This is a genomic window from Cognaticolwellia mytili (assembly GCF_002104475.1).
In the GTDB taxonomy this organism is placed as follows: domain Bacteria; phylum Pseudomonadota; class Gammaproteobacteria; order Enterobacterales; family Alteromonadaceae; genus Cognaticolwellia; species Cognaticolwellia mytili.
In genome coordinates this window covers 49,717-71,027 of sequence record NZ_NBOF01000004.1, presented here as the reverse complement: position 1 = coordinate 71,027, position 21,311 = coordinate 49,717, and the positions used below count along the sequence as shown (strand labels likewise).

General features: G+C 38.7%; 15 protein-coding genes and 1 pseudogene. 9 read left to right on the top strand and 7 right to left on the bottom strand.

The features are described from left to right. Window positions 1-431: 431 nt before the first annotated feature. The 4 genes from B7C41_RS13865 (at window position 432) to B7C41_RS13850 (ending at window position 5,195) form a co-directional block, all read left to right on the top strand. A complete protein-coding gene (locus B7C41_RS13865; RefSeq protein WP_085299533.1) occupies window positions 432-1,718 on the top strand; it encodes a lytic murein transglycosylase in 1,287 nt (428 codons plus the stop codon). 297 nt (window positions 1,719-2,015) lie between these two features. Further along, window positions 2,016-2,906: an SDR family NAD(P)-dependent oxidoreductase gene (locus tag B7C41_RS13860; protein ID WP_085299532.1), complete on the top strand. Its 891-nt coding sequence runs from the start codon at window positions 2,016-2,018 to the stop codon at window positions 2,904-2,906. 346 nt (window positions 2,907-3,252) lie between these two features. Continuing rightward, a complete protein-coding gene (locus B7C41_RS13855; RefSeq protein WP_085299531.1) occupies window positions 3,253-4,416 on the top strand; it encodes a methionine aminotransferase in 1,164 nt (387 codons plus the stop codon). Next, complete coding sequence (locus B7C41_RS13850; protein ID WP_085299530.1) at window positions 4,404-5,195, top strand: amidohydrolase; 792 nt, start codon at window positions 4,404-4,406, stop codon at window positions 5,193-5,195. The genes B7C41_RS13855 and B7C41_RS13850 overlap by 13 nt, the downstream gene beginning before the upstream one ends. Before the next feature lie 195 nt (window positions 5,196-5,390). Here the strand turns inward: B7C41_RS13850 and B7C41_RS13845 are convergent, their stop codons facing one another. Next, complete coding sequence (locus B7C41_RS13845) at window positions 5,391-6,077, bottom strand: PilZ domain-containing protein (RefSeq protein WP_085299529.1); 687 nt, start codon at window positions 6,075-6,077, stop codon at window positions 5,391-5,393. Between the two features lie 351 nt (window positions 6,078-6,428). On the opposite strand from B7C41_RS13845, the gene B7C41_RS13840 reads away from it, so the two are divergent. The 4 genes from B7C41_RS13840 to B7C41_RS13825 all read left to right on the top strand — a co-directional run bounded on the left by B7C41_RS13840 (window position 6,429) and on the right by B7C41_RS13825 (window position 10,267). Then, window positions 6,429-7,043: a peptidylprolyl isomerase gene (locus B7C41_RS13840; RefSeq protein ID WP_235839720.1), complete on the top strand. Its 615-nt coding sequence runs from the start codon at window positions 6,429-6,431 to the stop codon at window positions 7,041-7,043. Between the two features lie 95 nt (window positions 7,044-7,138). After that, a complete protein-coding gene (locus tag B7C41_RS13835; RefSeq protein WP_235839719.1) occupies window positions 7,139-7,855 on the top strand; it encodes a tRNA (adenine(22)-N(1))-methyltransferase in 717 nt (238 codons plus the stop codon). Window positions 7,856-7,994: 139 nt separating this feature from the next. Beyond that, window positions 7,995-8,894 carry a 1-acyl-sn-glycerol-3-phosphate acyltransferase gene (locus B7C41_RS13830; RefSeq protein ID WP_235839718.1) on the top strand — a complete coding sequence of 300 codons (900 nt, stop codon included), beginning with the start codon at window positions 7,995-7,997 and terminating at the stop codon, window positions 8,892-8,894. A gap of 482 nt (window positions 8,895-9,376) precedes the next feature. Continuing rightward, window positions 9,377-10,267, top strand: coding sequence for a hypothetical protein (locus B7C41_RS13825; protein ID WP_085299527.1), 891 nt, complete (start codon window positions 9,377-9,379; stop codon window positions 10,265-10,267). A 1,283-nt stretch (window positions 10,268-11,550) separates the two neighbouring features. On the opposite strand, the gene B7C41_RS13820 is transcribed toward B7C41_RS13825, so the two are convergent. Together B7C41_RS13820 and gcvP are read right to left on the bottom strand one after the other, a co-directional pair. After that, window positions 11,551-13,062, bottom strand: coding sequence for a KAP family P-loop NTPase fold protein (locus B7C41_RS13820; RefSeq protein ID WP_085299526.1), 1,512 nt, complete (start codon window positions 13,060-13,062; stop codon window positions 11,551-11,553). 131 nt (window positions 13,063-13,193) lie between these two features. Next, window positions 13,194-16,079: an aminomethyl-transferring glycine dehydrogenase gene (gcvP, locus tag B7C41_RS13815; protein WP_085299525.1), complete on the bottom strand. Its 2,886-nt coding sequence runs from the start codon at window positions 16,077-16,079 to the stop codon at window positions 13,194-13,196. Between the two features lie 131 nt (window positions 16,080-16,210). Between gcvP and B7C41_RS20435 the strand changes: the two are divergent. Then, window positions 16,211-16,457: pseudogene (locus B7C41_RS20435) on the top strand (hypothetical protein). 102 nt (window positions 16,458-16,559) lie between these two features. Here B7C41_RS20435 and gcvH read toward each other — a convergent pair. The 4 genes from gcvH to ubiH all read right to left on the bottom strand — a co-directional run bounded on the left by gcvH (window position 16,560) and on the right by ubiH (window position 21,268). Then, window positions 16,560-16,949, bottom strand: coding sequence for a glycine cleavage system protein GcvH (gene gcvH / locus B7C41_RS13805; protein WP_085299524.1), 390 nt, complete (start codon window positions 16,947-16,949; stop codon window positions 16,560-16,562). A gap of 154 nt (window positions 16,950-17,103) precedes the next feature. Next, window positions 17,104-18,192, bottom strand: coding sequence for a glycine cleavage system aminomethyltransferase GcvT (gene gcvT, locus B7C41_RS13800; RefSeq protein ID WP_085299523.1), 1,089 nt, complete (start codon window positions 18,190-18,192; stop codon window positions 17,104-17,106). Between the two features lie 400 nt (window positions 18,193-18,592). Next, window positions 18,593-19,882 carry an FAD-dependent monooxygenase gene (locus B7C41_RS13795; protein ID WP_085299522.1) on the bottom strand — a complete coding sequence of 430 codons (1,290 nt, stop codon included), beginning with the start codon at window positions 19,880-19,882 and terminating at the stop codon, window positions 18,593-18,595. A 105-nt stretch (window positions 19,883-19,987) separates the two neighbouring features. Beyond that, complete coding sequence (ubiH, locus tag B7C41_RS13790) at window positions 19,988-21,268, bottom strand: 2-octaprenyl-6-methoxyphenyl hydroxylase (RefSeq protein WP_085299521.1); 1,281 nt, start codon at window positions 21,266-21,268, stop codon at window positions 19,988-19,990. Between the last annotated feature and the right edge of the window lie 43 nt (window positions 21,269-21,311).

The following is a 21,311-nucleotide window of genomic DNA, read 5'->3' as shown; positions in this document are numbered from 1 at the left end:
CTCGGGCTTGTTTCTTATTTTAGTGTTATTCGCGGTTTTATAAACCCCATAACGTCTGCGTATAAACATCATATGTGAGGCATCAAACTAGTGAAAATTTGTTGCTCAGTACCTATAACGTTATTTAGAGCGAGCAACATTATATACCCAAACTACGTCAAGATGCAGAATTCTGCTTATATTTTATCAAAAGAACTTAACTCAGTTGCTAAGTATTTTGCATACGCCCTAATATCATTTATAAATAAACGGCTAGGCTGTTATCACCAAAGGTAATGTTCTCAAGGCTAACAGAGATACGTCTCACATTTAGAAATTAATTTTATTTTAATGAAAACCATGATTTATTTATTGTCATCAAGGTAAAATTTAGCCATGGTGTAGTGCATACTACTTATTCAAATTTCAGTGTTAATTAGGAATACTCATTCATGAAGTCATCTCACACTTTTATTAAGCAAATAGGCCGCTTTTTTCATTTTCGAAAACTTATTATTGTCGCCGCACTTTCTCCTATCTTTGCTAATGCAACTATTGCCGATGAAAATTTCGATCAGTGTAAAATTAATTTAGCTGAACGCGCTGAAAATGCAGGGTTTTCATCTTATATAACCAACACTGTTATTGATAATATTTCACCAATTAAACGCGTGATCAGCTTAGATAAAAAGCAGCCCGAGTTTACCCAAACTTTTGAGCAATATATTAAAGCCAGAGTTACCAGTTATCATGTTCGCGTGGGAAGAGAAAAATTAAAACAAAACAAGAAATTGTTCGACAAGTTAGAAAAAGAGTACGGTATTCCGCGGCAGTATTTGGTGTCATTTTGGGGCTTGGAAACGGTTTTTGGCAAACATAAAGGCAAAATGTCAGTACTGAACTCGCTAGCAACCCTAGCCTGCGACCAGCGCCGTAGTGAATTTTTCACCCTAGAGATATTGAACTTATTCACCCTAATTGAAAGCGAACAAGTCTCTGTTGATCAGCTACAAGGCTCCTGGGCAGGCGCAATGGGCCATATGCAATTTATGCCAACCGCATTTTTAAAATATGCCGTTGATGGTGATAACGATGGCAAGGTAGATATTTGGCAAAGCGAAGTAGATGCCTTAACAACCGCCGCCAATTACCTAAACCAGATCGGCTGGCAAAGCAAAGAGCGCTGGGGCAGAGAAGTGAAGTTACCTGAAAACTTTGCCTTTGATAAAGTCTCTTTTGATAAATACTACCCACTTAGTTATTTTCAGCAGCTAGGTGTTCAACAAACTAATAAGCAAGCATTGCCAAGTTATGATGTTCGGGCGGAACTTTACCTGCCTTCTGGCCATAAAGGTCCTGCATTTTTACTGTATCCAAATTTTAATGTCATCATGACGTGGAATCTGTCAAAGAGTTATGCGCTTTCTGTCGGAGCATTAGCAAATGAATTAGTTGGCGCTAAAGGCATTGATTTTTTAACAAAAGAAAAAAATAAAGTGCAGCCTTATAGCGTTGTAGAAATGAAAAACCTACAAAGCCTGCTTAATTCATTAGGCTTTGAAACTGGCGAGCCTGACGGTATCTGGGGGCCTAAAAGTAGACATGCTATTCGATCATTTCAATTACAACATCAATTGATTGCTGACGGTTATCCAAATACAGAAGTTTTTAACACAATTAAAATGGTGGTTAGCAACGCTAAACTTATTACGCAAGATAACAATCAAGAAAGATCATAAAATAAAGTTGTAGCTCAACTCAGTTAAATTTAACTGGATACCAGAACAACGGCAGCTACTTTCGTTGTTCTGGTGAGTAATCCCTGTTTACCCCGCTTCCTATGCTTAAAACAATCGAAAAGATCTCACTGAGTTAACCCACGCCAGTTTTTCCAACTTTAATCACTTACATTAAGTGTACGTTCCTCTGCTCTATTCTTAATACATATAACCATGTATCAAGAATTAGAATTTTTGATTTATTGTTGGCTATGGGAGTATATAACCAACAATAAATTCAAGGAACAGGTCACTTACATGAGTCAATATGCAGGTAAAACAGTCGTCATCAGTGGCGGTGCAGAAGGCATTGGTTTTGGTATTGCACGAGCAATGGGTAAGCAAGGAATGAATGTTGTTTTAGGCGATATTGATGCCCGTCAGCTTGAAATTTCACGCACAACATTGGTAAATGAAGGCATTAACGTATTAACAGTAACAATGGATGTGACTGACTTAAGCCAATGGGAAAACTTAGCAAACAAAGCTGTTGAGCGCTTTGGTAAAGTGCACATGTTAGTGAATAACGCAGGTGTTGGAAGTATGCCAGGCAACATTGAACATACCGACGAAAAAGACTGGCGCTGGGTGCTTGATGTCAATTTAATGGGCGTTATTTATGGTACACAAACCATGGTGCCATTAATGAAACAACACGGCGAAGGCGGTTGGTTAATCAACGTTGCCTCAATGGCTGGCATGGTGGGTGTGCCTAGTGCTGGCGCATACACCGCCACTAAAGTTGCCGTTGTTGGCATGTCTGAAAGTTGGTACGCAGAACTTAAACCACACAACATTCAAGTTTCTGTACTTTGCCCAGCCTTTGTTAAAACACGGATTAATTTGTCTACCCGTAATAAACCTGAGGCACTGAAAAGTGAACGTGAAAAAAATACTAAAAGTATGAACAATTCACCAATGGCGAAGCATATGCAATCGGTGATTGATAACGGTTTATCTCCGGATGTTGTCGGTGAGCGTGTTGTAGAAGCCATTAACAATAAAGAACTTTATATTTTTACTCACCCGAATTATCGCAAAGTGCTGCAAAAACGCTTCAAAAATATTGATGACGCCTTTGCCCGCTCAGAATCAAGTCCATTATTAGCAAGTGTTCTTGACGAAGAAGTCGCGCTTTATTCCAAGTAACAGTTAGAAAAGCACAGCGATAAGAGAGCGTGCTAGTTGTTTAATAAAAATTTAGCGGTTGTTGGTGGCGGTATATCATTGTGCCGCCCTTGCAACTCAACTGCCCTCATTTTTAGTAACACTAAAATAGCATTTTATCGCTGTCACTTATTGAAAAACGCCCTTTTACTGATTTTATTTAGTTAGTCATTTACACCCAGTAAGTGATTAACGGTTGATAACAATTGAACTCATCAGCCGTTAGCCTTAACATCCTCTTATTCAGTTCATTGTCTTTTAAATGAATCAAGTGTAGCTATTAATTAAATTAAGAGAGTTTTTTGTGTCATCTTCTTTTACCAGCAAAATGCCCAATATAGAAACGAGTATTTTTACCGAAATGTCAGTTATGGCAAATCAACATCAGGCGATTAACCTATCCCAAGGATTTCCAGAATTTGATACACCTGCTTTTTTAAAAGATAAAATTAATCAGGCGATCAGTGAAGGGAGAAATCAATACTCACCGTCAAACGGTTTGCCTGAACTATTAACGCAAATTGCCGATATGGTACACCGACAATATCAAACACATTTAACCGATGAACAAAAACTTAATGGATTAAATAACGTAACCATTACCTCAGGTGCTACTGAAGCGTTATGGGTTGCTATACAAGCACTTGTAAGGCCAAACGATGAAGTGATTATATTTGATCCTGCTTATGACTCATACGAACCAGCGATTGAACTTGCGGGCGGCACATGTCGCCATATCACGCTTGATACGCCAAGTTATGCGATAAATTGGTCACAGGTAGAACAAAGCATTAATGCAAAAACTCGCGCCATTATTGTTAACAGCCCGCACAATCCAACCGGTTCTATATTAAGTGAATCTGATCTGAATACTTTGCAAGGGTTAGTTGAAAAGTATGACTTATATGTCATCAGCGACGAAGTGTATGAGCACATGACCTTTGATGGTTTACGTCATGAAAGTGTATTGCGCTACCCTGAATTATTTCAACGTGCTTTTGTTGTTTCTAGCTTTGGTAAAACCTTTCATTGTACTGGTTGGAAAATGGGCTATTGCGCCGCGCCTAATGAACTGATGAACGAGTTTAGAAAAATTCATCAGTACGTGACCTTTTGCTCATTTACGCCTGCACAAATTGCCATTGCGCAAATGCTTAAAGAGCAACCATCACATATTACTGAGTTAGCGAACTTCTATCAGCAAAAACGCGATGTGCTGACTAATGCTTTGAAAAGCTCTCGTTTCACGCTACTGCCATCAAAAGGCACGTACTTTTTATTGTTAGATTACTCAGCAATATCAGAGCTTAATGACCGTGAGTTTTGTCAATGGTTAACGAAAGAAGCAGGCGTAGCAGCCATTCCGCTTAGCCCACTATACCCTGCTGAACAAAGGCAGGAATATCATAAAAATAATAAAGTCATTCGACTGTGCTTTGCAAAAAATGACGATACTTTACTAAAAGCGGCGGAAATATTATGTCAACTTTAACCATAGCAGCAGTGCAATACGATATTCAATGGTTAGATCAACAAGCGAACTTTAAACATTTAGAGCGGCTAATTTCAGACTATTTTAAAGCAAACACTTCTGTTGATTTATTGCTACTACCTGAAACATTTTCAACTGGCTTTTGTATTAACAGAAAAGACGTACAAGAGCCTGAAAATGGCGGTATTGCTTTAGTGTGGCTGAAAAAAATTGCCCAGCAATATAACTGTGTTGTTGCTGGCAGTGTTTTAGTTAGCCAAAACGATAAAAAGGCGAACCGCTTTTATTGGGTGTTTGCTGATGGCACAGTTGAGCATTATGACAAACGCCACCTATTTCGTTTAGGTAAAGAGCAAAACCATGTTGAACAAGGCCAAGAACGGAAAGTAATCACTATTAATGGCATTAAAATACTGCCATTAGTTTGCTACGATCTGCGCTTCCCTGTTTGGTCACGCAACCGCCAAGACTACGACCTGATGGTTAATGTTGCTAATTGGCCAGCAGCACGACGCCATATTTGGGACACCTTATTAAAAGCGCGAGCAATGGAAAATCAAAGTTTTGTAGTTGGCGTTAATCGTGTCGGTGCAGATGGTGTTGATACCGCTCATTCAGGAGGGACAACCATAATTGATTTTACCGGTGAAACCATAGTTGCCGCCACTGACAATCAACAACAAATAATTACCACACAACTCGACTTTAGCAAGCTCAACAAATTCAAAGATGACTTCCCTGCATTTCTAGACGCAGATGAATTTAAATTGGCACTATAAGCAAAAATTACGAATAAATTGAGATGGTAAGAATGGTGATAATTGTCTTTAACAATTGGTGCCATTCTATTAGTTTGTAAAATGACTAAATGATAAGTCGAATTATGATAAATATGTAAAAACATTATGACTGAACACCCTATTTTAAGCGGCATTCAGGTTTACGAAAACTCTACTCTCTCAAAGGTTAGTGTTTTACAGCATATTTTGATCAATGAATAGTTGCTCAAGTAAACTACCAACTTGTTCATCATCATCAAAAAATTTGATACCAACACTTACCTTGCCTTGTTCATTTCGGCTATTACAAACAGTGGCAGGGATTTTAACTTCGCCAGTATTAGGATGCTGAATACAAACAAAAACATCGCGTTTGTTTACTGTTATTTTAGCGTTATCGGCTTTAAAAGCGAAACCACAGCCTTTTGTCGATATATCACCAATAACACCACTTAAACGGAGACTTTTTTGGTCACCATTTTCTGAGTCAACCATTATACTTGCCGGTAAATGGGTAATAATGCGTTGTTGCAAGCGTAATTGACGGCTTTCAATTTTTTTAGGGTAGTTTACAATAATAAAGCTTTCAGGGTATTTAGTGATATGTTTTATTGTCGAACGAAAAGCAAAACATTGCCCATGTTCACCTTCTAAAATATAACGAACTATTACCACATTACCGTCAACTAGAACATCTTGATAATCACTTGGCCTCGACGAAACTGGGTGTTTCAAAATAATATACTTGCCCATTTCGTAGCCAATTAACGGCACTTTAATACGAACTTTAACTGGATGGTTAATTTCTACATCAACTACTTTTCCGGGTTGAAGTTCAAAGCCGTGTGATACTGATGGTGCTTGTTGTGTTGATACTGTCATTAATCCCTTAAAACTATATTTGTAAAATCTTTGTCAATATAAACAAGCAAGTGACTTTAAACAATGACTAATTTATTTACTTTTTGACAAAACAAAATATAACTGACAGTTATGGTTTTGTAATCGCTTAAGTTTTTAATGTTTTTTATTCTTTGTTTATTTAACAAGCTACAACTCAGGTTGATAAATAAAGTCATAAAATAGAGTGATATAGCAATAATAGCGAAGATAATTAACCTGTAACTCATGAATCACCACTATTTTAATCGTTTTTAAATACTTTTGATAAGCAAAGATAATAGCTGTTAAAATATTATTTTTTTATATCGCATTTTAACAAAAGGCGTCACCGTGATCAGACTTTTCATCTTTATTATCTCTGCACTAATGTCATTTCAATTACTTGCCGTCAATACCAAGGGACAGTATATTCAGCCAAATAATTTATCTCCAAAAGTTCGAATAGAAACCTCAATGGGAAGTATCGTTATTGAACTTGACCGATATCGAGCAAAGATTACGGTTGATAATTTCTTAGGGTACGTAACCCGAGGACAATATGACAAAACACTTATTCACCGTGTAGAAGAAGGATACCTTATTCAAGGTGGTGGCTTTATGACTAACTATTTCGATGTCGAACACGATGAGCCTATTTTTAATGAGTCAGGTAATGGCTTAAAAAATAAAGAAGGTACTATTGCAATGGCCAAACAGCTCAACGATGCTCATTCAGCAACTAACCAATTCTTTATTAACCTCAATGACAATACCAATTTAGATCCTGGACGCTCATGGGGCTATGCTGTTTTTGGCGAGGTGATTGAAGGTTACGAGATACTTGAGGCTATTGCACAAGTAGAAGTGGGTTATAGCGAAGAGCTAGGTTACACAACGGTGCCCAAAAAAATGATATCTGTTAATAGAGTCGTTATTCTTGATGAAGAGTCCCAAAATGAGCAATAAGCAGACAACCTTTATTTGCAATGCCATTAAGCTGCCACTAAGCGATACAATATTGCCATTTTAAATTATTAGAAAATACTTACCTGAGACTTATCTTGAAAATCAGCAACCGTTTGCAGCAAATTGAAAAAATGGTGATATCACAATACGACCATATTTGGGATTGTTGTTGTGATCATGGCTTATTAGGCTTTGCATTATTATCAAGCCAAGCTAACAGCAAGGTTCATTTTGTCGATATCGTTGCTGAACTTATGGCTGATGTAGAAAAAAAACTTGAGCGTTTTTACCCGAATTCAGTTTGGAAAACTCACTGCCTCGATGTAGCGAAGCTGCCGCTAACCCAATACAAGGGCAAACACCTGATTATTATTGCCGGTGTTGGTGGTGATTTGATGATTAAATTCATTGAAGCGATTCATCAGCAACACAAAAACTTGAATATTGATTTTTTACTCTGCCCTGTCCATCACCAGTTCTCATTACGTCAAAAGTTAATCAAACTTGATTTTACCCTGAAAGACGAAGTGCTAATTGAAGAGAATCGGCGCTTTTATGAAATATTGCTAGTTTCATCCCTAAGTGAAAAATTAGACGAGAGTTTAGATAAAAAACACAACAAAATAAGCGCCGTTGGCAATAAAATTTGGCAGTCAACATCAAGTAAACAAGCTGAAGTTGTTGATAAATATTTGCAGAAAACGATTAGCCATTATCAACGTATTCAGCAAGGCTCTCTACAGGCTACTTTAAAGAGTAAAGAAAATAACGTTCAACATATAATTGATGCTTACCGCGCAATAAAACGATAGCTCTAATATTTACGTGGTTACTGACTCTTACAAAAGCGCTTTTTCCCTTAAAATCAATCTCTGATGAACAAAAAAAAACCACCACAAAATTTTACACTATATCAATGTTTTCTACTGCTTACATGCTAGAATATTAGCTATGTTCAACGAAAAAATCTCTATTCTTATGGCCAAAAAACCACTCATCATTCGTGATAAAACTATCTTCGACGGTATTTTCACAAAATATTTCTTAAAGTTTCTTTTCACGCTTTGGTTTAAAATAGCGGGTTGGAAGCTTTGCGAAAACGCGCCAGAAGGAGCAGGAGTTGCCATTGCAGCACCTCATACTTCAAATTGGGATTTTTTCTACGCACTTGGTGCCGCCATACAACAAGATGTGAAAATATATTTCTCTATTAAAGACAGTATCTGCCGAGTTCCAGTGTTAGGCACTTGGCTAATGTACCTAGGTGCTATTCCAATTGACCGTTCAGAAAAAGGTGTTGGCCAAGTTCAGCAGATAAAAGACTTTATCGACAGCCAAAAGTTGCAGAGAGTATTCTTCTTATTTACCCCTGAAGGCACCCGCGGCGCAGTACCTAAATGGAAAACAGGCTTTTACCACGTTGCCCAAGGTTGTGGATTACCAATCTTTTTAGCCAAAGTAGATTACTTAAGTAAAGAGTCTGGCGTTTTTCATACCTTTAAATTAACTGAGAACAAAGAGGATGACATTAAAGCAATGCAAGCTTCTTACAAAACTATTCGAGGTAAATTTCCATTACACCAGTATCCATCATACACAGGCAGCATGCCAAAGTTGTCTGAAGCAGAGGCTAAAATCATCAAAGCTATGTATTCTTTCAAGGGGGTAGCGACCAAAATGGAAATTACCGCGAAGACTCGACTAGGCGAGCTATCTACCAACATGTTGGACTTTTTAATCGAAAAAGGCATGTTAGAAAAAGTTTCACCATCTGCTAGCAATAGCGAGCCAGGTTATCAGTTAACTTTTGCAGGAAAAGGTTGTTGTCTACATTTATCGGCAAGCGTTTAACGACTAATTTTTAGTACACTTTCTTAGTTCAATTTAAAGCGAGTGTCCTGTTAATTGCCACAGTAGCTAACGTTTGGAATTTTACTGACTAGTTGGCGTTGGGCTTGACTGCATGGATGCATGGATGCAGAAGATAGAGCAACCTGTCAGCACAGGACGTGCGGAAGGAGAATAATGCAGGAGCAATTATCGAAGAGCAGTTGCCGAGGCGAATGCACACAAGAGGCCTATAAGTTTAGGTAACCGACACAGATCTCCCCCCTTGCATCCCCCGCATAACAATTATTTTTTTGGGATACCCAATGCAACATTACTATTAAATTCAACCTGCCCGCATTTATTTAACCAAACCGATCAATATCAATGTTGACACAAACTCCCCACTAATCCCAAAAAGCAGCAGGATAGTTGAAATATTCTCAAACTACGCTAGATTTACACCTGTTCACTTTTTAACCAGGACACTTCTAGAGAGGGATTTTATGAAATTACTAAATATTGTGATAATAACGGCAGTAACATCTGGTTGTTCAGCTATTTATACTGACAGAGATAGTAATAGAACAAATATAGCGGGGGCCGGTAGTATATTTTATGAACCAAAAGTATTCTCATTAAGCGATGAAAGCGATAGCTTTGGAACATTAGATTATTGTAAGTTACTAAAAAATTATGGTTTTACCAATGATTCTAGTTCAAGCAAAACTGATTGTAGTATTGATCATGAGAAATTACTTATTGCTGATTTTGGAATAATTCGTGATGAAGTTCAAGATAGAGTTTTAGCATCGTCAAACCAAAAGTGCGGAGATTACATGAGAGCTCTTTTTGCTCAAAAAGGTGATACCGAAGTTTTTTGGGGTAGTCTATCAACATTGTTTTCTGGAGCTGGGGCGGTGCTATCTCACATGCCAACAGCGCAAGCATTTTCAGCTGGTGGTGCTGTCTTTAGTGGTATTAACTCTGAATTTCAACAAGCTTATTTTGCAAACAAAGCAATTGAAGTTATTACTACAGGGATCAACGCCCGTAGATCAGAAATACTTAAAAATATTATTTTGCGCAGAGAGCAGCATAATATGTATTTAGCACAAAGAACGAATTTGTCAGTTGATAGCACGCAAAAAGCCGTAACAGAAAAAATTGAGTTAAAAAACAAAGAAACTCAGAAGATAAAAACGGAGTCTAAAATTGCTTTATCTTACTCACTAAATGCATCGATTAGAGATGCATTACAATACCACGCTGCCTGTTCAACAGTAGTCGGCCTTGAGGTTGCTGCAGAATCAATTGCTAGAGTACAAAACCCAGGTATTGAAGAAGTTAGCAGTTTTATTAAAAAGTTAAAAGAAGCAGAATTAGTTTCTAAGTAGTAATTTATATCACAATACAAATAGGCGTATTACTTGTGATATGCCCTATTAATTAGAGCGAAACCATCAACAATGTAGAGTTTAGTTAGCTGCTTAGTGTCGGGGTTGACTGCATGGATGCACTAATGTCGCGAAGGTATGGATGCCTATGAGCGGCCATGGCTGTCATCGATAAACTGCTGTTAAAAATTAATATTTCAGCGCTGAGACGGGAATTTAGTGATCGTTACTCTTGAGTGCCTAAATCTACCAGCAGAGAAACACGGAAAACTAACGATCACCAATGCCCGCTTGGGATTTTATTCTCTGTTTGGCGTCGCGGTGGCGACAACACCCAGAGGAGCGTTGCACGCCAAAAGCCCCTCTGGACTCCCCATGGCGCCCTACTCAGCAAAACATTTAACCATCAACTAGCGTAAACCACGATACCTGCCGATTTATCATCCATGAACAACGGCAGCCCTCGACGTCGACGTGCAGGGATGCACTAATGCCGCGAAGGTATGGATACCTAAGATCGGCCATGGCTCCAATTGACTGACGCTAATCAAAATAGGTCTTTATTCACTGAGATGGGAATTTGGTGATCATTGTTCGGTCGTGAGAATAATTAGATTAAGAGGATCACGGAAGATTAGCGATCACCATAGTTTGCTTGGAGTTTGATTAACTGCTTGGCGTCGGGGTGCCGACTACACGCAAGGGGGAGATAGACACAGATCTCCCCCTTGCATCCCCCGCTGTGCCCTGCTCAGCTAACACTAAAATAATAATTTTTGCAGTTATCGATTCCTGACGAATGCTCGTCCCTGCGCTACGTCAGTTCCAGCCATCCATGGCTGTCTTCGATAAACTGCCGTTAAAAATTAATATTTCAGCGCTGAGACGGGGATTTAGTGATCGTTAAAACTGTCCAGCAAGCCAAGCCGCTAATAGGAATACGAAAAAAGCTGCGGTCACCAAAGTCTTCTTGAACAAACGCTGATATTAATAAAAGCGTTCACGTATGTTCATCAGGGATGATGAACAAAGCGATGTAGGGCATGGATTATGTTCAGGATGAACGGTAAAGCGCGGTGCCATGGATGGCAAGGAGCGCAGTGCGTTCAGCGCTATTACTTAAATAAGTGTCGAATACACTTTTATTAATTGAAGATAATAGTTTGTTAGCAGCGCTGGGAGTTTCCAAAGAGGGTTCGGCGTATAGCCCTCTTTGGGTGCCGTCGCCACCGCGACAATAACACTCAATTCGATATATCAGGTACTGAAATTCATACAGTGCTTTATTCTAGGTGAGAAGCAAGTTCGATGTAATTAATAAACACCCTCACATCGCTATGAGTTTTAACCATATACCACTCTATCAAAGATTCAGACTGACTTTGTCTAGAACTTATTTGCAGATCTTTTATATGTTTTTGAATATTAGTAATCATTTCTCTGATACTCACATCCATATTAAAAACTTTAGGAGTCTTTGTACGATTATTATTCACATGATGAGAAAAATCATTACCATATAGTTTTTCATGTTGTTCTAGTGTTTCAGATTTTGATATGTATTCGGTCGATTTCGCTTTTTCTCTTAGGGGGATAAATATTTTTCGACTAAGGCCATTCTCTTCATAAGACTGAGAGCTAAGCTGTTGATTAACCATCATTTTATAAGAATTAGGAAGAGAGACACGTAAAGATTCAAGAACCAATATCCATAGGGCTCCTGTTTCACTCTGATTCATAGCTAATACACTTGATACTCGATCTGAGATTTGAGCTGTTGACCTTAAATCAATATTAAGAGCATTAAATAGGTTACTCGCAACCTTAATAATGGCTTCCTCCTTCCAATCAATAATTTCTAATTTATTTGTATTAACAATTCGCTCAATTATATACTGGAAAGAGGGTAAAGAACTTAGAAAGCCAGACAAATCAGGAGCAGGTAACTCATATGTCCGATTGAAAAACCTCATCAGATATTTATTTGCATCAAAGCCACTTCCATACACTGATTTAATTGAATGTTGTAATTCATTTGTATTTGTAGCAATTACAAATACAACCCCTTCAATATCAAATATATGTTTAATAACTTCCAACACCTCAATTGCAAAATTAGGCCGACAACGATCTAGCTCATCAATAAATATGTACATCGGAGACCAGCGCTTATTTTTATCTTCATTATTTTTAGTAATGACATCTTCAAGCGTTGCTTTAATTAGGTTTTTTAAATCTTTAATGGAGTCAGCTTGCTTATTGTGAAGATTTAATAACCCTTTAGTTGCTGCTGATACAATATTTTCAAGATCTTTACCAGAGTTTTGAGTTTCTTCTATTCTTCCATTTATATCATCAATGTCGACTCTTAATAGAGATTTCACTAGTGATTTTGATAGCTCAGGTGCAACTGATTTGAATAAATTAGTTGTGGATTTTACTAGTTTATCTTTCTTTTCCTTTTGGCCTTTCCCTTCAATTAAACTACTTATTTGCTCAACAATTTGGCTCACAACTAACACTAAAGGATCATTGTGAAAATCATTAGCCCATGCATCAAAGTAAACCGTTGGGTGTTTGCAATGAATTGAATTCGCCCATCGCTTTATAAAATACGTTTTCCCAGCCCCCCAATCTCCGTTTAAATTTAATACGTACGAAGTGCCTTTATACTTTTGAAGGTGCCTATCTAAAAAGTTTGCCAAGGTAGTTCTTCCGAGCGAATCAGCAGGTATTTTTTCATTGGTAAATTTACAATCAATTTCGTCTTCCCAGTTAAAAATGATTTGTGACATTACAGATATTCCCCATGAGTATTAGATTATGCTTTCACGAAAACGTATGAGATAAGCTATAGTATTATTGACATACAAACACAAAAAAAGCGAGCCGTAGCTCGCTTTTTTTATTTTATATCAACTAGTTACTAGTCTTGATAACTAGAAACAGGTGGACAACTACAAATTAAATTACGGTCCCCGTACACATCATCAATACGGTTAACTGTTGGCCAGAATTTATTCGCTGCTGCCGCAGGCACTGGGAATACTGCTTCTTGAATCGAGTAAGCACGATCCCAAGTATCAGTAATATCCGCTAGTGTATGCGGTGCGTTGTGTAATGGGTTGTCGTCGCTTGACCACTCACCAGACTCAACCTTACGTACTTCATTACGAATACACACCATAGCTTCAACAAAACGGTCAAGTTCAACTTTTGATTCAGATTCAGTTGGCTCAATCATGAACGTACCCGCTACAGGGAACGACATGGTTGGTGCGTGGAAACCGTAATCCATTAAGCGTTTAGCCATATCTACTTCAGTAATACCTGATTCAGCTTTAATTGGGCGTAAATCGATAATACATTCATGTGCAACACGGCCATTTTTACCTGAATATAAAATAGGGTAATGTTGGCTTAACTTCGTTGCTAAGTAGTTAGCGTTAGTAATTGCGTATTTAGTTGCGTCTGTAACACCTTTTTTACCTAACATGGCAATGTATAGGTAAGTGATACATAAAATACCAGCACTACCGTAAGGTGCTGCTGAAACCGCACCATTACCTTTAGTTTCTTCATCTACATTGATTAATGCATGATCAGGTAAGAATGGCGCTAAGTGCGATTTAACGCCGATAGGACCCATACCTGGACCACCGCCGCCATGTGGAATAGCGAAAGTTTTGTGTAAATTAAGATGAGAAACATCAGCACCAATGAAACCTGGTGAAGTTAGTCCTACTTGTGCATTCATGTTTGCGCCATCAAGATAAACTTGGCCACCATTGTCATGAATGATATTACAAATTTCTGCAATCGTTGTTTCATATACACCATGCGTAGATGGGTATGTGATCATGATACAAGCAAGGTTATCGCGTAACTCTTCCGCTTTCGCAGTTAAGTCGGCCATGTCAACATTGCCTTCTTTATCACAGTCAACTACCACAACTTTCATATCAACCATCATGGCTGACGCTGGGTTAGTGCCGTGCGCAGAAGCAGGAATTAAACAAATGTTACGGTGTGAGTCACCACGGCTTTCGTGATACTTGCTAATAGCGATTAAACCCGCATATTCACCTTGTGCACCTGAGTTAGGCTGCATTGACATTTTGTCGTAACCCGTTAATTCAACTAACCACTGTGCTAGCTCATCAATCATCTGCTTGTAACCAACCGCTTGGTCAATTGGTGCAAAAGGATGCATGTTAGCAAACTCAGGCCATGATACTGGGATCATCTGCGCTGTTGCATTTAGTTTCATCGTACATGAGCCTAAAGAAATCATTGAATGATTCAATGCTAAGTCTTTGTTCTCAAGTTTTTTGATATAACGAAGCATTTCTGTTTCGCTATGGTATGAGTTAAATACTGGGTGAGTTAAAATTGCTGATTCACGTACAAGTGATGCAGGAATTGAAGAATGCCCGCTCGCGATGATTTTCTCATCAAGTTCGCTAACGTCTAAGCCATGTCCTTCGCCTAATAAAATATCAAATAAACCGCTAACGTTTTTGTGAGTTGTGGTTTCATCTAATGAAATACTAATTTGACCGTCAACATCAGTACGGAAGTTAACACCAGCAGCTAATGCACGTGTGATAATTTCTTCTTTGTTATCTACGTTGAACGTTAATGTGTCGAAGTAGTTTGCATGAATAGCGGTTAAGCCTTTCGTTGCAGTACCTAAACATAAAATGTCAGTTAAGCGATGAATTCGGTTAGCAATCGTTTTTAAGCCTTGTGGACCATGGTAAACCGCGTAAAACGCTGCCATGTTCGCTAATAATACTTGTGCAGTACACACGTTTGAGTTGGCTTTTTCACGGCGAATATGTTGTTCACGTGTTTGCATTGCCATGCGTAATGCTGGCATATCACGAGTATCTTTTGATACACCAATGATACGACCAGGTAATGAACGCTTGTATTTGTCTGATGTGGTGAAAAATGCTGCGTGTGGCCCGCCGTAGCCCATTGGTACACCAAAGCGTTGGCTTGAACCGATTACGGCATCAGCACCTAGCTCGCCTGGCGCTTTTAATAACACTAAGCTCATGATATCGGCAGCAACAGCAACAATGCCTTTTTTCTCGTGAATTTTAGCAATCAATTCACTGATATCAGTTACTTCGCCTGAAGCACCAGGATATTGGATAAGAGCACCGAAAATATCATGCTCCACTGCGTCTGCCGCTGGCGCAACAATGATATCAAAGCCAAACATTTCTGCACGTTGCTTAACAACGTCAATAGTTTGTGGGAATACGTCATCAGAGATAAAAAATAGGTTTGATTTCTTGTTTTTAGATACGCGCTTAGCTAATGACATAGCTTCTGCTGCTGCAGTACCTTCATCAAGCAATGATGCTGATGCTAAGTCTAAACCGGTAAGGTCCAAACACATTTGTTGGTAGTTTAATAATGACTCTAAACGACCTTGAGCAATTTCTGGTTGGTAAGGTGTATAAGCGGTGTACCACCCTGGGTTTTCTAATACGTTACGTAAAATAACGTTCGGCGTTAATGTGCCGTAGTAACCTAAACCAATATAGGTATCATTTACTTTGTTCAAGCTCGCCACTGCTTTTAAATCAGCAAGTGCTTGTACTTCTGTTTTACTTTCTTCAATCGCTGGTAAATTTGCTAAGCGAATGTCTGAAGGAACGATTTCGTCGATAAGCGCATCAACAGACTCTGCGCCAATATCATTTAACATGGCTTGAGTTTGTTCGGCATTAGGGCCAATGTGACGACGAATAAAGTCTTGGTTTTGCTCTAGGTCTTTTAATGATTGAGTAGTCATAAAACAGCTTCTCTATAAAATAGTTTACTGATTAACGTAAGTTAATCGTAATTAAAAATATTTAAATAGGATCTGTTGATCTTTCGCGATTAAATTTTGTTCGAGATAAAAACGCTTATTCAAGGCGAGTAGTGTGTAGCCTAGTCATTCTAAGCAAGTACTACTCAACAAAGAGCTTTTAGCCAAATCCTTTGGACAGTGTTTGTTAGACATTTTTACAACGTTATCGCCTTTTATGTGGAACAACCACATGGTAAAGGTTCTGCCTTGTATAAATACCCAACAAATCGCTGCAAAAAAAATTTCGAAAGATCAACAGACTCTAAAATAAAGCCTCGATGTTCAAAAGAATTTTCGAGGCTTAAACATATTGCTTAACTAAGATAATCGACTTTTAGGCACAGGCTAATTGTTCCAAACTTAACCTAACTACCTACATCCATGTAGACAATGCAGCATAAATCGATTAGCGACGTTAAACTAGTCTTCGTCGATCGAGTTTGCATACCCTTCAGCATCTAATAATGCGTCTAATTCAGCTTCGTCAGCTAATTGCACTTTAAATAACCAACCGTCGCCAAATGCATCAGCATTCACAGTTTCAGGTGAATCTTCTAGATCTTCGTTGATAGCAATAACTTTGCCTGAAACAGGTGCGTAGATATCAGAAGCAGCTTTTACAGACTCAGCTACTGCAACGTCGTCACCAACACTGATTTCATCATCAACGTCAGGTAATTCTACAAACACCATGTCACCTAAAAGGCCTTGTGCATGCTCAGAGATACCAACAGTAACGACACCGTTACCTTCGTTACGTACCCATTCGTGTGATGTTGCATATTTTAATTCTGAAGGAATGTTGCTCATTATTTTGTTCCTAATTTGTATTTTTAAATTATTATGTAAATCTCTATAGTACAAAGTTTGGCCTGCGCCACTCAGTTCATACTATAGCCTAAATTTCAGTGTTTTTAAGCTAGTTTGCAAAGCAACTAATGAAAGTTGATTTAACGCAAAGTTGTTAAAAAACTTTCTTACCATTACGTACAAAGCTTGGCTTAATTACTTGAACTTTAACTAGCTTTTTACGCATTTCAACTTCAACAGTATCGCCTAATTTGACACTGCGAGGAACGCGTGCCATGGCAATGCTGTGTCCTAATGTTGGTGAGAAAGTGCCTGAAGTAATAATACCTTCACCTTCTGCTGATACAACTTTAAGACCGGTACGCAATACACCTTTCTCTTCAAGTACCAAACCAACAAGTTTAGGTTGGTCGCCAGCAGCACGTTGTGCCGCAATAACTTCACGACCGTTAAAGTTACGATCTTCTGGTTCCCAGCTAATTGTCCATGCCATGTTCGCCGCTAGCGGAGAAACATTTTCGTCCATATCTAAACCATATAGGTTCATACCCGCTTCTAAGCGTAAAGTATCACGAGCACCTAAGCCACAAGGTTTAACACCAGCATCAAGTAGTTGCTGCCATAAATCAGCGGCTTGGTCAGCAGGTAAAGCGATTTCATAACCGTTTTCACCTGTGTAACCTGTTGTTGCAATGAATAAATCATCAGCTTGCGCTGAGAAGAATGGCTTCATACCATCAACAGCTGCTAATTGGCCTGCGTTAAGTAGTGTTGCAACTTTCGCTTTTGCTTGCGGGCCTTGAACAGCAATCATGGCAAACTCGGGACGTTCAGTAACGGCAACATCAAAACCTGCAGATTGCTCTGCAATCCATGCTAAATCTTTTACACGTGTCGCTGAGTTAACTACTAAACGGTAGTCAGTATTAGTGAAAAAATAAACGATTAAGTCATCAATAACACCACCTTCGTGGTTACACATGCCTGTGTATAGCGCTTTACCAGCAACGTCTAATTTAGCCACATCATTAATAACTAGTTTACGTAAAAATGCTTGTGCGTCTGCACCTTTAACATCAACAATGGTCATATGCGAAACATCAAACATGCCAGCGTCTGTGCGCACCGCATGATGTTCTTCAATTTGAGAACCGTAATTGATAGGCATTTCCCAACCGTAAAAATCAACCATTTTAGCGCCGGCTTCTATGTGCTTAGCATGTAATACTGTTTTATTTGTCATCGTTCGTTTCACTCACGTTAGTTGCTTTATCGTAGTTTCAGTGTGTTTTAAGGAAACACACCACTGACATATACTCATGTAAAACTAGGATAAAGACGGAAGATTTACAAAAAGTGACCAAGATTATAACTGTGTGTTGCTGTTGATTCAACAGATAAAACGCCTTTTAAAAAATTTAAAATGGACAAATAAAAATATTCCAAATTATATTTCCAAATAACTCACCTTTAAAAATATAATTCACCAACAAGTATGCAAACATCCTCTGTGGCAAATAAAAATTTTAAATTGATGTAAAGAATTAACTTAACGAAGGTATCGACCAGCTAATTTTACTTAAATTAGCTGGTAAAAGTGGGGCTTTCTTGACTGAATGGTCAATTAAAATAGCGGAAAGAGCTTACTTTTGTTGCCGTTGAATAGGCTTAGCTAACTCTGGCAACTCACCTTTAAAACCTAATGCTTGATTAATCATTAAGGCTTTAGCGGGTTTGATATTATTGAGTAGTGACATACCTAAACCACGTATTAACTTTATTGCCCCTTGCTGTGGCGTGAAAGTTTGCTTAATGGCTTCCATTGCGGTGATCATTTCTGCCGCTTCGCTTTTGCGCCAGCGAGCGAATTGCTGCAACGACTTATCGCTTAACCATGCGTTATCATCAAGGCTACCCTTTTGCTGTTCTTTACTCACTTGCTGACTAATTATTTGCGCTAATGCGGCGGCATCAAGCAAACCTAAATTAACTCCCTGCCCCGCCAATGGATGAATGGTATGAGCAGCATCACCAACTAAAACAGTACTCCCTTTTACAAATTCTTGAGCAAAACGCATAGTTAAAGGATAAGTAAAGCGTTCACTTTCCAGTGATACTTGACCAAGCTTACCATCACTGGCCGCTGTTATTTCTTTGGCAAAGTCTTCGGCTGACAAAGTACTTAGTCGCGATGCTTCTTCAGGAGTTGTTGACCATACAATTGAGCATAAGTTGTCTTGATATAAAGGCAGTAAAGCTAATGGACCGTTTTTTAGAAACACTTGCCATGCGGTATTTTGATGCCCTTGCTTACACTTAACAGTGGCAACGATGGCGTGATGGTCGTAATCACGAAATATTAATGGCACATTCATTTGCTGACGTACCCATGAATTAGCGCCATCTGCACCAACAACAAGTTTTGCCATCACTGGCATTTGTGGCTTGTCCGTATCACTATTCGCAGCAAAAGTAGCAAACACTTCGCTGTCGCTAAAATTTAACTGATCTAATTTGTTATCAGTAAAAAAGGTAATGCCGCTGTCTTGTTCAGCTTTGTGCCATAAGGCATTGCGAATGGCTTTATTTTCAATAATAAAGCCTAGCTGTTCAAGGTTACTAGTGGCCATTGAATTACTAACATCTTTTAAAGCAAAATCTAATTGCCCATACCCCGCTTTATCCCAAATATGCATGTCATGGTAAGGCTGCGCACGTTGTGCAATTATATCTTGCCAAACATTGAGGTTATTGAACATTTGTTGACTTGCTGCATTAATAGCACTAACGCGCACTTCAGGCTCGCTGCCCAGTTCATCGACAGGTGTATTATCAACAATAGCGATGCTAAGCTCAGTTTGTTGGCGAATAGCTAATGCTAACGTTAAGCCAACCATGCCACCACCAACAATTAATAGATCAAATTTTTGCATTGTTTTTCACATTCATTTTATGTCTAGTAACTCGCATAATATTGCGAGCCGCTTGTATTTTCTTTTCGTAATTTGCTAGTAATTCACGTATTAATCGCCCACACATCAATAGCCCATAGTTTTCTTAACCAAGGCATTTTTAAGCACAGGTAAATAATTCATTACTTTCAAACCAATGTTGCGCCCTACAACTAACGGCGGTAATTGATTAGAAAATAAGGTAACCAGTGAATCTGTTAGGCCGATCACTTGTTTTTGGTCTTGCTGGCGAGATTTGGCATATTGTATCAAATTACTAAATGAGCCGATGTCTTGCCCATTCGCTAATGCTTGTTTTATCACTTGAGTCATATCTCTGACATCACGTAAACCTAAGTTAAAACCTTGGCCAGCAATAGGGTGAATAGTATGAGAAGCATTTCCTATTAACGCCATACGGTGATAAACCTGCTCAGTTGCTTGTAATAATTTTAATGGGTAAACCGCGCGCTTACCTACTTGAGTAATATTACCTAACCAGCGGCCAAACGATTTTTCTAATTGTGCAGCAAATTCATCATCAGATAAATTTAGCATGTCTTCGGCTAACTCTGGCGTTAGTGTCCACACCAGTGAACAACGCCCTGCACTGCTTTGTTGACCATTTACACTAGTCGAATTTGACTGTGGCAACGTTGAAAGCGGTAACATGGCAATAGGGCCAGTTTGAGTAAAACGTTCATAGGCAATATTTTTATGATGAATTGCCGTAGCAACATTAGCGATTAATGCCGATTGCTGATAATCACGACTAGTGGTGGAAATATTAGCAAATTTTCGACACGCAGACTGCGCACCATCACAAGCCAACAATAGCGCGGTAGTTAACTGCGTAGCAGAATTTAACTCTACATTGACTTGCTCAGGTTGCCATTGCACATTGGCAATACTGTCAGGGGCAAACCAAGTGATATTGTTTTTAGTCGCTAAGGTTTTTAATAATGCCGAGCCAATAAATGACATTTCAGCAACATAACCTAAGGCGTCAACTTGATGATGCTTAGCATACAGTCGCGCTTTGCCATAATGCCCACGGTCTGAAATATGAATATTTTTAATTGGCTCAGCATGGTTTTTTAGATATTGCCAAGCGCCAACACTTTCTAAATAAGCAGCACTACCATGTGATAAGGCTAACACGCGATCATCAAAACTTTGTGACGGGTCAGTCAATACCGGATTAGCTTCGATAATGGCGATTTTTAAAGGGGTTTGTTGATGAGTAACTAGGCTAGATAAACTTAATGCCATTAAAGCACCTGATAAACCACCACCAGAAATGACTACGTCAAAGTGCTGTGCATCTTTGGTGTTGCTAGTACTAGCGTTTTGCTCACTGTTGTTCATCGTTAACCTATTGTTATTTTTCTGTCGTTAATGACGCTAAGTT

Coding starts and splice junctions, on each gene's coding strand:
- B7C41_RS13865 (WP_085299533.1), top strand. CDS start 432: ATGAAGTCATCTCACACTTTTATTAAGCAAATAGGCCGCTTTTTTCAT.
- B7C41_RS13860 (WP_085299532.1), top strand. CDS start 2,016: ATGAGTCAATATGCAGGTAAAACAGTCGTCATCAGTGGCGGTGCAGAA.
- B7C41_RS13855 (WP_085299531.1), top strand. CDS start 3,253: ATGCCCAATATAGAAACGAGTATTTTTACCGAAATGTCAGTTATGGCA.
- B7C41_RS13850 (WP_085299530.1), top strand. CDS start 4,404: ATGTCAACTTTAACCATAGCAGCAGTGCAATACGATATTCAATGGTTA.
- B7C41_RS13845 (WP_085299529.1), bottom strand. CDS start 6,077: ATGACAGTATCAACACAACAAGCACCATCAGTATCACACGGCTTTGAA.
- B7C41_RS13830 (WP_235839718.1), top strand. CDS start 7,995: ATGTTCAACGAAAAAATCTCTATTCTTATGGCCAAAAAACCACTCATC.
- B7C41_RS13825 (WP_085299527.1), top strand. CDS start 9,377: ATGAAATTACTAAATATTGTGATAATAACGGCAGTAACATCTGGTTGT.
- B7C41_RS13820 (WP_085299526.1), bottom strand. CDS start 13,062: ATGTCACAAATCATTTTTAACTGGGAAGACGAAATTGATTGTAAATTT.
- gcvP (WP_085299525.1), bottom strand. CDS start 16,079: ATGACTACTCAATCATTAAAAGACCTAGAGCAAAACCAAGACTTTATT.
- gcvH (WP_085299524.1), bottom strand. CDS start 16,949: ATGAGCAACATTCCTTCAGAATTAAAATATGCAACATCACACGAATGG.
- gcvT (WP_085299523.1), bottom strand. CDS start 18,192: ATGACAAATAAAACAGTATTACATGCTAAGCACATAGAAGCCGGCGCT.
- B7C41_RS13795 (WP_085299522.1), bottom strand. CDS start 19,882: ATGCAAAAATTTGATCTATTAATTGTTGGTGGTGGCATGGTTGGCTTA.
- ubiH (WP_085299521.1), bottom strand. CDS start 21,268: ATGAACAACAGTGAGCAAAACGCTAGTACTAGCAACACCAAAGATGCA.